The sequence below is a fragment of the Halorubrum tebenquichense DSM 14210 genome (assembly GCF_000337415.1).
Classification (GTDB): Archaea; Halobacteriota; Halobacteria; order Halobacteriales; family Haloferacaceae; genus Halorubrum; species Halorubrum tebenquichense.
The window spans coordinates 1-14,133 of the sequence record NZ_AOJD01000018.1 but is presented as its reverse complement, the minus strand read 5'-3'; the positions used below and the strand labels follow the sequence as shown (position 1 = coordinate 14,133).

The 14,133-nt window shown below is 69.5% G+C and carries 13 protein-coding genes and 1 pseudogene; 8 read left to right on the top strand and 6 right to left on the bottom strand.

From position 1 onward, the window contains the following. The first annotated feature begins 52 nt into the window (after nucleotides 1-52). The 5 genes and pseudogenes from C472_RS01560 (at nucleotide 53) to C472_RS01540 (ending at nucleotide 5,768) form a co-directional block, all read left to right on the top strand. Entirely contained in the window at nucleotides 53-1,279 is a 1,227-nt protein-coding gene (locus C472_RS01560) for a threonine synthase (RefSeq protein ID WP_006628026.1), read from the top strand. Nucleotides 1,280-1,358: 79 nt separating this feature from the next. Further along, nucleotides 1,359-2,285 (top strand): annotated as a pseudogene (gene gnd, locus C472_RS01555) (phosphogluconate dehydrogenase (NAD(+)-dependent, decarboxylating)); the annotation flags it as partial. Between the two features lie 122 nt (nucleotides 2,286-2,407). Then, on the top strand, nucleotides 2,408-3,718 hold the full coding sequence (locus C472_RS01550; protein WP_082238216.1) for a glycosyl hydrolase family 28-related protein: 1,311 nt from the start codon (nucleotides 2,408-2,410) through the stop codon (nucleotides 3,716-3,718). Nucleotides 3,719-3,949: 231 nt separating this feature from the next. Next, nucleotides 3,950-4,294 carry a DUF5802 family protein gene (locus C472_RS01545; protein WP_006628023.1) on the top strand — a complete coding sequence of 115 codons (345 nt, stop codon included), beginning with the start codon at nucleotides 3,950-3,952 and terminating at the stop codon, nucleotides 4,292-4,294. 565 nt (nucleotides 4,295-4,859) lie between these two features. Then, nucleotides 4,860-5,768: a Vms1/Ankzf1 family peptidyl-tRNA hydrolase gene (locus C472_RS01540; protein WP_006628022.1), complete on the top strand. Its 909-nt coding sequence runs from the start codon at nucleotides 4,860-4,862 to the stop codon at nucleotides 5,766-5,768. A gap of 28 nt (nucleotides 5,769-5,796) precedes the next feature. On the opposite strand, the gene C472_RS01535 is transcribed toward C472_RS01540, so the two are convergent. The 5 genes from C472_RS01535 to C472_RS01515 form a co-directional block, all read right to left on the bottom strand. Next, nucleotides 5,797-6,192: a rhodanese-like domain-containing protein gene (locus C472_RS01535; RefSeq protein WP_006628021.1), complete on the bottom strand. Its 396-nt coding sequence runs from the start codon at nucleotides 6,190-6,192 to the stop codon at nucleotides 5,797-5,799. After that, a complete protein-coding gene (locus tag C472_RS01530; RefSeq protein ID WP_006628020.1) occupies nucleotides 6,192-6,518 on the bottom strand; it encodes a cupin domain-containing protein in 327 nt (108 codons plus the stop codon). The genes C472_RS01535 and C472_RS01530 overlap by 1 nt, the downstream gene beginning before the upstream one ends. 42 nt (nucleotides 6,519-6,560) lie before the next feature. Further along, the gene (locus C472_RS01525; RefSeq protein ID WP_006628019.1) at nucleotides 6,561-7,094 is read right to left on the bottom strand and encodes a cob(I)yrinic acid a,c-diamide adenosyltransferase; all 534 of its coding nucleotides are present in this window, start codon (nucleotides 7,092-7,094) and stop codon (nucleotides 6,561-6,563) included. After that, nucleotides 7,091-7,330 (bottom strand): glutaredoxin family protein, encoded by a 240-nt coding sequence (locus tag C472_RS01520; RefSeq protein ID WP_049906173.1) that lies wholly within the window; start codon nucleotides 7,328-7,330, stop codon nucleotides 7,091-7,093. The genes C472_RS01525 and C472_RS01520 overlap by 4 nt, the downstream gene beginning before the upstream one ends. A 111-nt stretch (nucleotides 7,331-7,441) precedes the next feature. After that, the gene (locus C472_RS01515) at nucleotides 7,442-7,840 is read right to left on the bottom strand and encodes an acyl-CoA thioesterase (protein WP_006628017.1); all 399 of its coding nucleotides are present in this window, start codon (nucleotides 7,838-7,840) and stop codon (nucleotides 7,442-7,444) included. 142 nt (nucleotides 7,841-7,982) lie between these two features. Between C472_RS01515 and C472_RS01510 the strand changes: the two genes are divergently transcribed. After that, nucleotides 7,983-8,486: an Lrp/AsnC family transcriptional regulator gene (locus C472_RS01510; RefSeq protein WP_006628016.1), complete on the top strand. Its 504-nt coding sequence runs from the start codon at nucleotides 7,983-7,985 to the stop codon at nucleotides 8,484-8,486. A gap of 46 nt (nucleotides 8,487-8,532) precedes the next feature. Here the strand turns inward: C472_RS01510 and C472_RS01505 are convergent, their stop codons facing one another. Further along, a complete protein-coding gene (locus tag C472_RS01505; RefSeq protein WP_006628015.1) occupies nucleotides 8,533-9,549 on the bottom strand; it encodes an amidohydrolase family protein in 1,017 nt (338 codons plus the stop codon). A 242-nt stretch (nucleotides 9,550-9,791) separates the two neighbouring features. Between C472_RS01505 and C472_RS01500 the strand changes: the two genes are divergently transcribed. Both C472_RS01500 and C472_RS01495 read left to right on the top strand, forming a co-directional pair. Then, nucleotides 9,792-11,273 (top strand): proton-conducting transporter transmembrane domain-containing protein, encoded by a 1,482-nt coding sequence (locus C472_RS01500; protein WP_006628014.1) that lies wholly within the window; start codon nucleotides 9,792-9,794, stop codon nucleotides 11,271-11,273. Further along, complete coding sequence (locus C472_RS01495) at nucleotides 11,263-13,737, top strand: DUF2309 domain-containing protein (protein ID WP_006628013.1); 2,475 nt, start codon at nucleotides 11,263-11,265, stop codon at nucleotides 13,735-13,737. Before C472_RS01500 ends, C472_RS01495 begins: the two co-directional genes overlap by 11 nt. The last annotated feature ends 396 nt before the right edge of the window (nucleotides 13,738-14,133 follow it).

Below are 14,133 nucleotides of genomic sequence, written 5' to 3'. Positions count from 1 at the left end.
GCAGACCGCCGGGACCACAGCACCGAAGTCCCCGGCGGGCGAGCGCGTGCCCATGGAGACGACAGAGGCGTTCGTCGGCCTGACCTGCGTCGACTGCGGGGAGACGTTCGACGCGGAGACGGCGACCCACCGCTGCCCCGACTGCGACGGCATTCTCGATCCCGAGTACGACTACGACCGGATCGACCTGACCCCGGAGACGCTCGATTCCCGCCCCGACGGGTCGATGTGGCGGTACGCCGAACTGCTCCCGTTCCCGGCCGAGACGGCGGTGTCGCTCGGCGAGGGCGCGACGCCGCTCGTCGAGTGCCCGGCGCTGGCGGACGCGATGGGCGTCGGCCGCGTCCTCCTGAAAGACGAGGGCGCGAACCCCACGGGGACGTTCAAGGACCGCGGGCAGTCGGCCGCGATGACGGCCGCGCGCGAACACGGCGCGAGCGAGATCGCGCTGAACAGCGCCGGCAACGCTGGGCAGGCGGCCGCGGCGTACGCGGCCCGCGCGGGTCTGGACGCGCACGTCTTCCTCCCCTCGCGGGCGGGGTTCACCCAGAAGGCGATGACGGAGGTCCACGGCGCGGCCCTGACGGTCACCGACCCCGTGGACGGGAACTCGCAGATCGGCGACGCCGGGAAGGCGTACGCGGAGGCGATGGACGAGCACCCGGAGTGGTACTCGACGAAGACGTTCGTCACCCCGTACCGCCACGAGGGGAAGAAGACGATGGCGTTGGAGCTGCTGGCGCAGCTCGACTGGAACCCGCCGGACGCGGTCGTCTACCCGACCGGCGGCGGCGTCGGACTCGTCGGGATGCACAAGGCCGCCCGCGAGGCGCGGGAGCTGGGCTGGACCGACGAGCTGGTCCCGATGTACGCCGCGCAGGCGGCGGGCTGTGCGCCGGTCGTCGACGCCTACGAGTCGGGGGCGGAGCGTCACGAGCCGCTCGCCGACGACGAGGTCGACACGGCCTGTAACGGGATCGCGATCCCCGATCCCGGCGCGAGCCATCTCATCTTAGAGGCGATCCGCGAGTCCGACGGCGGGGCGGTGGCGACGACGGACCGAGAGATCCTCGACGCCGCGATCGAGGTCGCGCGGGCGGAGGGGCTGGAGATGGGCGCGACGTGCGCCGCCGCCGCCTCCGGGGCGTTCGCGCTCGCGGAGTCCGGCGAGTTCGGCCCGGACGACACCGTCGTCCTCCTGAACACCGGCGCGGGCAACAAGGACGTCGACGCGCTGCGCGCGCACCTCGGCGAGCGCGAGGCCGAGGCGGCGGAGTAGGGGGAAAGCGGGAGGCGGCGAGCGGGAGACGGTCGAGTAGGCGAAGAATCGAACCGGAACCACTACGGCGGCCGGTCGCCACCCCTCGCGCATGGAACTGGGCGTCATCGGACTCGGGCGGATGGGGCAGATCGTCGCGAACCGGTCTATCGAGGCGGGCCACGACGTGGTCGCGTTCGACCTCTCGGCGGAGGCGACCGCGGAGGCGGCCGAGAACGGCGCGGAACCGGCGGACTCCGTGGCCGACCTGTGTGAGCGACTGGACGGCGGGGAGGGAGACGGCAAGCGGATCTGGCTGATGGTCCCCGCGGGCGACGCGGTCGACGCCACGCTCGCTGACCTCGAACCGCACCTCGACGCTGAGGACGTGGTCGTCGACGGCGGGAACTCCCACTTCGAGGCGTCGACCCGTCGGGCGGCGGAGACGGACGCGGCCTACCTCGACTGCGGCACCTCGGGCGGCCCCGCGAGCGCGGAGGCGGGCTTCTCGCTGATGGTCGGCGGCCCCGAGTGGGCCTACGAGGCGATGGTCCCCGTCTTCGACGCGGTGGCGACCGGGCCGGACGGCCACGACCGCATGGGCGAGTCGGGGTCGGGACACTACGTGAAGATGGTCCACAACGGCGTCGAGTACGCGCTGATGCAGGCGTACGGCGAGGGGTTCGAACTGCTCGCAGACGGGCGCTACGACCTCGACATGGAGTCGGTGGCGCGCACCTGGAACAACGGCGCGGTGATCCGGTCGTGGCTGCTGGAGCTGTGCGAGGAGGCGTTCCGCGAGGAGGGGTCGGACCTGGGCGACGTGGCGGACCGCGTCGCGGGCGGGTCGACGGGGACGTGGACCGTTCAGGAGGCGCTCGAACAGGAAGTTCCCGTCCCGCTCATTTATCAGGCGCTCGCGGAGCGGTTCGACTCGCGCAACGAGGGCCGCTTCTCGCGTCGCCTCGCGAACCGCCTGCGGTACGGGTTCGGCCGGCACGAGGTCGCGCGGCGCGACGACGACTGAGACCGGGCGGCGGCATTTCCGTCCGTGTGCGTCGGGGAAAACGATCGAACTGTATGGGTAGCCAAGTACGATAAGCGCCTTCGGTCCCGTAATTTATCTTCTGTCGAAGCGACGAAGATATCATGGATCGTTCACAGCTGCGGCGACGAGAGTTTCTCGGCATGATCTCGGCGGGCTGTGGGGCGGTCTCGGGGTGTGCTGGCGGACAAAGTACTGCGTCGGACGACGTCGCCACGTGGAACGTTGCGTCTCATGGAATCGAAGGAGATGGGGATTCCGACGTTGGGGAGGCCGTTCACGAACTCCTCGATGACATACATAACGAGGGGGGAGGTGTCGTTTATTTTCCGCCCGGGAGGTACCTATTCGACCGGACACCGCTGGTAGGTGACAACACGGTTCTCACCGGAGCGGGACGGTCGACCATCTTCGAAGGTCCTCGTCCGGATGGCGACACGGGAGGGGCACTCCTGTCGAACAAGGGCTACGATACAACGGGATACGACGGTGCCTCGAACTGGGGAGTTCGAAACGTTCGAATCGACTCCCCGGATTCAAACGGCATCATGCCTGCCCACGCAGAGAACGTTCGACTTGAGTCGATTTACGGGGATGCCATTCACTACCATCACATCGATATCGTGTCGTCGAAAAACGTCACAGTCGACGGCTACTGGGCGAGCAGAGGTGGCGAGGGAGACTCAGACGCCCCCCTACAGATCGATGCGCAACAGTCCGATATCTCGTCGAACGGTATCTGGAACGGAACGGACACCGCTCTTGCCATGGACGACGGGACCCCTACGAGACGTTGCCGGCTGACAAACTTCGAGATTAATCCCGAGAACGGTCCACAACACGGCGTACAACTCCATCGCGGCCGCCACGAGTCGATCACCATCAGTGACGGGCAAATTTCGGGGTGCCGGTACACGGCCATTCGCTCAGACCCGGATGAGTTAGTAACGGACCTAACTATCGACGGTGTGTCGTGTATCGGGAACGCGCGTGGGATCACGTTGGGCCACGTGGAAGACGGGCGGCGGGGGTTGACTATCACCGAGGTTACCATCAGGACGGATGACAGCGATGTGGCACAGGGATCGGGACTGTATGCAGCCGGATTTGACGAAAGCAGAATCTCGAACGTCGTCGTGAGCGGTGAGTTTACCAACTCGATCATCTTCGACAACATGACCGACCTAATGTTGAGCAATATAACGGCAACAGGGGCCGCAGATCAAGCGTTTCGCTTCCGCGAAAATGCTGAGGCGACGCTTACAACAGCCCGTGCAGCGGATTGTGGTGGCACGGGTATCTACGTAGGTCCGGGAAGTAGCGTTGCTTACGGTGGTGTCACGTTCGAAGATGTCGGGAGCGAGATCGTAGTCGATGGCGAGATACGTGAGTGGACTTCGTCAACGAGTTCATGACAATACTGATCACAGGATGTTCCAGGTCCGTTGAAACGGCTGGGACTTCGGAGTGGCCCGTGATGACCGCCGATTTATAAGCGGATTCGTTCTTTCGGGTTCGGTAGCTGAGAAAAACGGGCAAACGTCTCGTGAAGCGTTCCGCGACGCCTGCTTCCTGCCCGATTATCACGATCGACCACGTCCGAGAAAGGCTTATGTATAGTCATGGTAGAGAGTATCACGCATAGAATGTTCGAGCGATTCTCAAGCGGCTACTACCTGGGAGAACTGTACGTGGAACCCCACGGCGGCGAGCGCGCCGTCATCCGGCGGGCGGACCACGAACACGTCAACGAGCAGCTGTACGCGGACGGCGAGGGGGTCGAGCGACTCGACGCCCCGCTCGTGATGAAAGTCGGCGGGAGTCACATCCCGGTCGCCGGCGACGACGACGTCCCGAGCGGCACGCTCGCGATTCCGCAGGCGCTCGCCGACGAGACGCTCCCGGACCGCAAGAACGTCCTGCTGGCGGACGCGGACCGCGCCGAGAAACTGCTCCGCTGGGAGGGGTGGGAGCCATACGTGAACGCGTAGCACTACGGCTTTAACTCCGGAATTTGTTTATAAGTGATTTCGGGCTGATCGACGGCAAACAGCCGTATCTCCGTATGTATCTACTTATAAATCGGTGTGGGCAAGTCGGCGCTGAGGACCTTCGAATCCCCAGACACTCGCTACGACGCAGTCGCTGCTGGGAACAGGACCGCCGAAGCCCCGGCCGGGAGGACTCGATGCGCTCGCTGTCGTTCGAGACGCCTTTGGCGTCTCGTGATGACGAAACGGCTTTGCCGTTTCGAACCACGGCCCTCAGTCGCTCACTGCGTTCGCTCCCTGCGGTCCTTGCGTCGCGCGTCTTCGTCCTCCCGGCTGCCCCTTCGAGTCCCACCCCGCACAGCGACCGCGCCTCACGCCTCCCCAGCCTCGTCGCTGGCCCCTCCGCTTCGCTCCGGAGCCAGCGACTCCCTCGCGCGACGCTCCTCGGCCGCGGTGCGGCCTCGGAGGCGCGCGCCACCGCACAGCACCCATTTATAAATGGGATCGGTTGTGTCGCCGCCGTCGCAGACGGACCTTTTAGGTCGCCGGAGAGCGCGGTTCGGGTATGATCGACAGGCTGCTCGGGCGCGCCCAGCTGAAGGAGCGCATCGAGGAGTTGGAGGAGGAGAAGCGCCACCTCGAACGCCGCGCCGAGGCCGAGGAGGAGCGCCGGTCCGACGCGGTCGCCGACCGCCAGCGCGCCGAGGAGCGGGTCAACGAGCTCGAACACCGGATCGAGTCGTTAGAGGAGCGGCTGAGTCGGACCGAGGGCACCGAGGAGTCCGTGGAGTTCCGGCGCGTGACCGATCTCCGAGGGGCGAGGGTCGCGGACGTGCTCGACCGCTTCCGCGCCGTCGAGAGCGACGACCCGGAGGGGCTGCTCACGGCGTACGTCCCCGACGCCGACGCGCTCCCCGCGACCGTCGCGGAGTGGTTCGGCGACCGCGCGGCGCTCGTCCGGCGGGCGGCCCCCGCGGTCGTCCTCGCCGACGACACCGGCGCGGTGAGCGCGGCGCTGACCCCGCCGATCGAGCCGGACCCGTTCGACCGGTGGGACGACGCGTTCCGGCTACCGGACGCGTGGTTCCGCCCGACGGGGCGGTTCGCGTTCGCCGTGGTCCGGTCGGACACCTTCGCGCTCGGCGTCTACGAGGGGGCCGAGCGGGTCGGGTTCGAGGGGTTCACCTCCGACGTGAAGTCGGCCCACTCGAAGGGCGGGTTCTCGCAGGGGCGCTTCGAGCGCCGCCGCGACGGGCAGATCGACGACCACCTCGACCGCGCGAACGAGGCGCTCGCCGATGTCGCGGAGGCTGAAGACGTCGACCGCGTGATCGCCGTGGGCGAGCGGAGCGTCCTCGGGCGCGTGCGCGACCGCGCCGACCGCACCGACGTCTCGGACGCGACCGGGAAGCCGGAGGCGGCGCTCGACGACGCGTTCCGCGACTTCTGGCGGGTCCGCCTCCGCGCGCTGTAGGCGCGCGCGGCCGGGCGGCCGTCCCGCCTCAGAACGGGGACTCGGGGCCTTCGTCGGCGTCGGACTCGTCGTCCGGGGCGTCCGTCGCCCTCAGTTCGCCTACGGTCTGTTCCCACGCCTCGACGCCGCCGCGGAGGCTCTCGACGCGCGCCTTTTGCGTTCCCTCGTAGCTCCCGATCAGCTGGGCCGCCTGCTGGCTCGCGACGCCGTGCGGGCAGACGGTGACGATCCGGTCGGCCCCTTCGAGCTCCGCGACCCGGCTCGTCAGCTCCGGGAACGGGATACACTCGCTGTCGGGGAGGTGGCCGCGGTCGAACGCGCGCTGGTCGCGGATGTCGACGATACGGAGCGTCTCGTCGGCGGAGCCGTCGGCGCGCTCGGACAGCAGCGCCGACAGCTCCTCGGGGTCGATCTCTCCGTCCATCAGTTGAGCGGGGCGAGGGTGGCCGTGAGGACGGCCCGGTCGGTCGTGTCGTTGCGCGCGCCGTGGACCGCGCCGCGCTCGTTGGGCACCACCGCGGGGGCCGCGAGCGCCTCCTCGTCGCCGTCGCGGATCACGGTCGGTTCGCCCTCGACCACGTGGAACACGTTCGTGGCGTCGGCGTGTTCGTGCGGGTCCACGGCCGCGTCCGGGCCGAGGACGAACGCCTTCACGAGCGCGTCGTCGGTGACGACGAGCTCGGCCGTCTCGACCTCCCCGGGGGCGGGGTCGAGGTCGGCGACCGCCCTCGCGTAGCTGTCGAGCGTCATACCCGCACCTCGCGCGGGACGGGGAAAAATCGCGCGTTCCCGTCAGTACGAGGGCGACTCCTCCGGCTCGCCGTCGCGCGCGTTGACGAGGCGGCCGAGGGTGAAGAGGAGGTCCGAGAGGCGGTTGAGGTAGGTGACGACCGCCTCGTTTATGGGCTCCGAGCGCGCGAGGTCGACGACGCGGCGCTCCGCGCGCCGCGCCACGGCGCGGGCGTGGTGGAGCGCGGCCCCCGCCTCGCCGCCGCCCGGAAGGATGAACGACCGCAGCGGCTCCAGTTCCTCGTCGAACGCGTCGATGTGCTCTTCCAACTGCTCGGTGTGCTCGCTCTCGACCTGCGGGTCGTCCGGGTCCGGGTCGGGGTTCGCGAGGTCGGCCTGGACGACGTGGAGGTGGTTCTGTATCGTCCCCAGTAAGTCGTCCACGTCGTCGTGGCCGGTCGGTCGGATCGTCCCGAGGAGCGCGTTCGCCTCGTCGACGGAGCCGTACGCCTCGATGCGGTGGCTCGACTTCGACACCCGGCTCATGTCCCGGAGGTCGGTCTCGCCCTCGTCGCCGCGGCCGGTGTAGATGCTCATGCGAAGGTCCTCTCGACGTACTCGACGATGTTCGCGCTCTCGGCCATCGTCACGCCCCGCTCGTCGTCGACGAGGACGGGCACGCCGCGCTGGCCGCTGACCCGCTTGACCTCGTTCCGCTCGGAGTGGAGCGCCTCGACCCACTCGGTCTCGTAGTCGACGCCGGCGTCGTCCAGCGCCTCGGCCGCCTTCTCGCACCACGGACACCCGTCGAGGGCGTACAGTCGAACGCTCATACCGATCGATCCGTCCGCGGCGTCAAGAAGGTGTGCGTCGCGGTCGCTCGGGCGACCGACTTCCGGGCCGTCGTCGCCGCTGCGGTCGCGGGCCCGCAGAGTCACGGGGCCTCAGAGGTCGTGGTACGACTCCATTGCGTCCCGGAGCTCCTCGGAGATCGGCGTCGGCTCCCCGGTGTCGGGGTCCAGCGAGACGAGCGTCGCCTCGGCCTCCGCGGCGACGGCGTCGCCGACGCGGACCTCGTGGGTCATCGTCGCGCTCGACCGGCCCAGATCAGCCAGATCGACGGTGACGGTGACCCGATCGTCGGACAGCTCGACGGGGCGGCGGAAGTCGATCGAGATCGACGCCAGCACGTTCGAGGACTGCGAGATGTCCATGTCGAGGACGTCGCGGAAGTACCGCGTCCGCGCCTGCTCGATGTACGTCGCGTAGACGGCGTTGTTGACGTGACCCAGCGCGTCGATGTCGCGGAACCGCACGTCGATGTCAACGGTGTAGGGTGCCATATCCGACCCACTGGCGGGGACCGTATGTAGGCGTCGGGATCGGAGCGGGGAGCGTCGACGCCGGGGCGGGTCGGGAAGCCTCACACCGGTCCGGGCCGGCGGCCCGACAACCTATAAAGACGGCAGGCGTCTATCCGGGACCATGGGCAACGAGGCGATAGACGACGTCGACAGGGCGATCCTGTACGCGCTTCAGGAGGACGCCCGGAACACGTCGTCCGGGGACATCGCGGAGCGGACCGGGACCTCCGACAGCACCGTCCGCAAGCGCATCGGACGCCTCGAATCCGACGGCGTGATCAAGGGGTACAGCGCCAGCGTCGACTACCAGCGGTCGGGGTATCCGCTCCGGATGCTGCTCTACTGCACCGCGTCGATCCCGGAGCGCGGCGAGCGCATCCCGGAGATCCTCGACATCGACGGCGTCGTGTCGGTCCAAGAGCTGGTGACCGGCGAGGAGAACCTCCTCGTGACGGTCGTCGGCGAGTCGGACAACGACATCACGCCGGTTGCGCAGGAGCTGCTCGACATGGGCGTCACCGTGGCCGACGAGGTCCTCGTGCGGACCCACGAGACGACCCCGTTCGGCAGGTTCGACGCCGGGCGCGACGACGGCGGGGACGACCGGAGCGGGGACGGCAACTGAAGCGAGGACGACTAGACCACGGCGCGGACCGCGGAACCGAGGGCGACTAGACCACGACGCGCTCGACGTCGAGCGGGGTCGCGCGCCGGACGACCGCGCGGACCGGGTCGACCGAGCCGGACAGGTTGTCCGAGTCGCCGTCGAGGACGACGAGCGCCGCGCGCCGACCCGGAGCGATGACGCCGCAGTCGAGGTCGGCGACCTCGGCTCCGGCGGCGGTGGCCATCCGCAGCACCTCGCGGGCGCTCACGTCGAACCGCTTCGCCGCGAACGCCATCTCCCGGAACATCGACGGCGGGTTCAACATGACGTTGTCCGTGCCGAGCGCGACCGTCGTGTGGTCGAGCAGGTCGCGCACCGGCGGCGTGCCCACGTCGAGGACCTCGTTCGCGCGGGGGCACACCGCGATCGGGACCGACCCGTCCGCGACCCGTTCGAGGTGCTCGCGCTCGGCGTGGACCATGTGGACGAGGAGGTCCGGGTCCAGGTCGAGCGCCGGGTGGATGTCGGTCGCGTCCGGCTCGCCGGCGTGGATCGCGAAGGGGCGGCCGCGCTCCTCGCAGGCGGCGCGCTCCGCGGCGAACGCGTCGTCGTTCGCGCCGGAGGCACCGTAGCCGTCGGCCACGTCCAGCACCGACGCGTCGCCGCTGCCGAAGATGAACGGGTCGACCTCGGCGTCCGCCCCCGCCTCGCGGAGCGCTCGCGCTCCCTCGACGCCCGACTCGCGGAAGTCGAGACACGAGACGGTGCCGGTCCGCCGCATGAACCGGAGCGTCCGCCGCATCGCCGACACCAGTTCCCCGCGGTCGGCGTTCGCGAGCCGTCGGTGTTTCAGGCTGTCCGGCGGCGCGACGGCCTCGTCGAGCGAGAGGCCCACGGCCGCCTCCTTCGCCACGGAGTCCCCGAGGTGGGTGTGCGCGTTGACGAACGCGGGTATCACGACGTCCGTCGAGTCGGTGTCCGTCTCCTCGACCGCCTCGATCCGACCGCCCTCGACGACGACGCGTCCCCGGACGGGTTCGAGGGACCTCCCGGCGAGGACGGTCCCAGAGATCGTCTCCATACAGCCACTCCGCGCTCGGGACCGATATGGTTTCGTGAGGCGACCCGAGGCGGCGAGCGCCCCTCGACGGCCGCAGCCGCGACGAGCCGTAAACATACCATTCTATAATAACAGTCCCTCGAACGATTTGTGAATACAAGCAGATTTAATACACGTTACGTTCTCAAAGTGGCTTAGAGACGACCGAAATCGGATCTCGGTGTCGGGCGGGATCCGAAACGGGTCGTGCGACGAGTCGAACGATGTCAGGACACAGCTCGAAGCCGACGGTCGGAGCGCTCGGGGAGACGGACGGGTCGTCGTCCGTCCCCGCCGTATTGACGTTGCTCGCGTGGTCGCTGTTCGCCGCGAGCGTCGCCGCGCTCGTCGGCCGAGTCCGACTCGGCGGCGCGTGGGAGCTCCCCGGCGTGATCGCCGTCGACGGGCTGACAGTCCTGTTGTGGGCGGTCGTCACGTTCTTCAGCGGGATCGTCCACAGCTACTCGCGGCGCTACATGGCGGGCAGCGCTCACGAGACGCGCTTTTTCGTCGCGGTCTTCTCGTTCACGCTCGCCGTGATGGCGCTGGCCGCGGCCGACCACGTCGCGCTGTTCTGGCTCTGCTGGCTGGCGATGGGGCTGCTGATGGCGCGGCTCATCGGGACCGTCGAGGGGTGGCGGCAGGCGCGGGCCGCCGCGAGCGTCGCGCGGACCCACTTCCTCGCGAGCAGCGCGCTCCTCGGCGTCGCGGTGACGGCGCTGTGGTGGGCGACGGGCGCGACGACGGTCTCCGGGATCGCCGCGAGCGCCGACGCGCTCGGCGGGCCCGCGTGGATCGTCGCCGCGGCCGCGCTCGTCCTCGCGGCGATGATCCAGTCGGCGCTGGTCCCGTTCCACGGCTGGCTGCTCTCCTCGATGACCGCGCCGACCCCGGCCTCGGCGCTGATGCACGCCGGCTTCGTCAACGCGGGCGGCATCCTGCTGGCCCGCTTCGCCCCGGTCGTGACCGTCGACACTGCGCTCATGCTCGGGGTCGTGGCCGTGGGGGCGACGAGCGCCCTGCTCGGGAAACTACTCAAGACGGTCCAGCCGGACGTGAAGAGCGAACTGGGCTGCTCGACGGTCGGACAGATGGGCTTCATGATCATGCAGGCCGGCCTCGGCTTCTTCGGGGCCGCGATCACCCACCTCATCGTCCACGGCTTCTACAAGGCGTACCACTTCCTCAGCGCGGGCGAGGAGGTCGAGCGCTCGGTCCCGACCGAGGCGGAGTCAAGCCGGACGAGCGCCGTCGGCGCGCTCGTCGTGCTGGCGACCGGGCTGGCCGGCGGCGCGACGTTCGCGCTGCTCACCGGCAAGGGGACGAGCGTCGACAGCGGCCTGCTGCTCGCGGGGCTCGTCGCGCTCACGACGCTCCACGCGGCCCGGAGCGCCCTCCGGCAGACCGCGCTGTCGCCGGCGGCCCGCTACGGCGCGATCCCGCTCGTCTTCCTGCCGGCCATCGCGGGCTACGCGCTCGTCTACGAGGCCGTCTCGGGCGTCCTCTACGGGCTGCCGATGGTCTCCGCGCCGACCGAACTGACCGCGCTCCACGCGCTCGTCGCCGCCGCGTTCCTCGCGGCGTACGTCGCGATCGAGACCGGCGTCCACGAGCGCAGCGAGCGCCTCTACGTCGCGCTGCTGAACGCGGGGCAACCCGCGTCCGAGACGGTGCTAACCGCCACGGAGGAGTACAATGAGTACTGAACCCGCCGTCAGAGACAGCATCGACGAGGCCGCGGAGACCGTCGGGTCCGTCTGGCCGATCCACTCGTTCGTGACGGCCAACCCGCTCTCCGGCTTCGAGGACGAGCCGTTCGCCGAGGCCGTGCCGCGGGCGGCCGACCGCCTCGGCGGCCGCGGGTACCCCAGCCCCGAGACGTTCCGGGCGGCCCTCGACGAGGGTCGGATAGACCGGGACCTGCTCGACGCGGAACTGGCCGAGCGCGGGTACGAGGGCGACCCGGAAGCGCTGCTGGAACGGATGGAGACAGCGGAGGCGGACGCGACGGACGATCCGACGCCCGGCGCGACGGAGCGGGCCGACCGCGTGCTGACGAAGTGGCTGTCGGCGTTCCTCGACGAGGGGCAGGCCGAGTGGTCGATGCCGAACGCCGAGGACGGGTTCTACGACGCGTTCCGGTCCGTGGCCGCGCACGACGATCGGATCCCGGAGGGCGTCGCGACCGACCTCCCGGCGTCGCCGATAGAAGCGGTCGAGTCCGTGCTGGAGCCGTGCCCCGAGGGTCGGTGGAGCGCCGTCTTCGAGGCGCAGTTCGCCGCGCTCCCCGGCTGGACCGGGCTGATCAAGCGCCGCGTCGCCGACGGCGGGGCGTGGCAGTCCGCGCGCCCGGTCACGCTTGAGGGGTACGTCGCCGTCCGGCTCGCGCTGCTCGACGCCTTCGGCGTCGACGTAACCGACGTTCCCGACGCGGCCGACGAGGGCCCCGAGCCGGCGGACGAGCTGGCCGACGCGTTCCTGAGCGCGTGGGAGGCGAGCTACCGCGGCGAGCTCGTCGACCGGGTCGCGGCAGAGGGCGAGGCGCGCGCCGAGGCGAGCGAAGCCCGCGCCGACGGCGGCGCGTCGGGGCGGCCGGCCGCGCAGCTGGTGTTCTGTATCGACACGCGCTCGGAGGTCATCCGGCGGCACGTCGAGGCGACCGGCGACTACGAGACCCACGGGTACGCCGGCTTCTTCGGCGTGCCGATGGAGTACCGTGGGTACGACTCCGATGTGTCGGTCGACGCCTGTCCCCCCATCGTCGACGCGCAACACCGCGTCTCCGAGGCCCCGACCGACGACGACGCGCGGGGCGTTCGCGACCGGTGGGGGGCCCTCCGCGAGGCCGCCGGCGAGGTGATCGAGACGCTGAAGTCCAACCCCGCCACCGCGTTCAGCTTCGTCGAGGGCGCGGGGAGCGGGTACGGGGTCGCGCTCGCGGCCCGCACGCTCGTTCCCGACCGGGTGTCCGACCTGCTCGACGCGGCGGGCGACTCGGTCCCCGACGACCACGAGTTCTGCGAGCCGGACCTCCACCGCCACGAGCGCTCCGACGGGGGGCTCCCGGTCGGCCTGACCCGCGAGGAGCGGGTCGAGTACGCCGCGACCGCCTTCGATCTGATGGGCTGGGAGGCGTTCGGTCGGCTCGTCGTCTTCACCGGCCACGCGGCGGAGACGGCGAACAACCCCTACGGGTCGAGCCTCGACTGCGGTGCCTGCGCCGGCAACCCCGGCGGGCCGAACGCCCGGGTCCTCGCCGCGATCTGTAACGACCCCGAGGTCAGGGACGGTCTGCGCGAGCGGGGCCACGACGTGCCGGACGACACCGTCTTCCTCGCCGCCGAACACAACACGACGACCGACGAGATCGAACTGTACGACGGGAGCGTCCCCGACTCGCACGCGGACGACCTCGCTCGGCTGCGCGCGGACCTCGAGACCGCCCGCGAGACCGCGGCCGCCGAGCGCGTCGGGACCCTGACCGGCGACGGCCCGACGGGTCCCGACGACCCGCCGAACCGCGGCGACTCGGCGGCCGCGAGGGAGGCGGAGCGCCGCGCGGGCGACTGGGCCGAGACCCGCCCCGAGTGGGGGCTGGCCGGCAACGCGGGGTTCGTGATCGGGCCCCGCGAACTGACGAGCGGCCTCGACCTCGACGGGCGCGCGTTCCTCCACTCGTACGATTGGACGACCGACGCCGACGGCGACGCGCTGGAAGCGATCCTCGCCGGGCCGATGGTCGTCACCCAGTGGATCAACGCGCAGTACTACTTCTCGACGGTCGACAACGCGGCGTACGGCAGCGGGTCGAAGGTGACCCACAACCCGGTCGGGAACGTCGGCGTCTACCAGGGCAACGGCGGCGACCTGATGACCGGACTGCCGCTCCAGTCGGTCATGGCCGCGGCCGACGAGCCGTACCACCAGCCGCTCCGCCTGTCGACGGTCGTTCACGCGCCGGTCGACCGCGTCGCGGAGATATTGGCCGACAACGAGGCGGTGGCCGGACTGCTGGACAACGACTGGCTCTCGCTTACGGTCGTCGACCCGACGCGGGACCACCGCGCGTTCCGTTACGAGGAGGAACTGGAGTGGACGCCGCTGGCCGAGTCCGAACGGGCCGAGTCGGCGGCGGAGACGCCGACCGCCCCCGCCGCCGCGGACGACTGAGTCCGCGTTCGGTCGGGGCCATGAGGCTCCGTTGAAATCCTATTCGTTAGACACAAGACTATGTGAAACAGCCGGTCGCTGAAGGATGCGAGCTGACTATCGTAACAGATCACAACAGCAGACATGGCAGCCGTGTTTTCAGCCGTCTTCTCGGACCCAGTGATTTGAAATGAGGAGGACTCGACGACTACTGCTCTGGAGGTGAGTCATCTTCCGCTTTCGGCAGATCCCGGCGATTAGCGAGGTAGTAAAGTAATACGACGAAACCGGCTGTCGGCACGATAATCCCAAGTTCGTATTTAACGGGCCGCTCTTGGGTAGAGGATTGTTGGTCAGTTCTCAGCTGGAGCTAGAAGTCACAGCAGGCAAGGGTGACGCAACCGCGTCACCCGACGA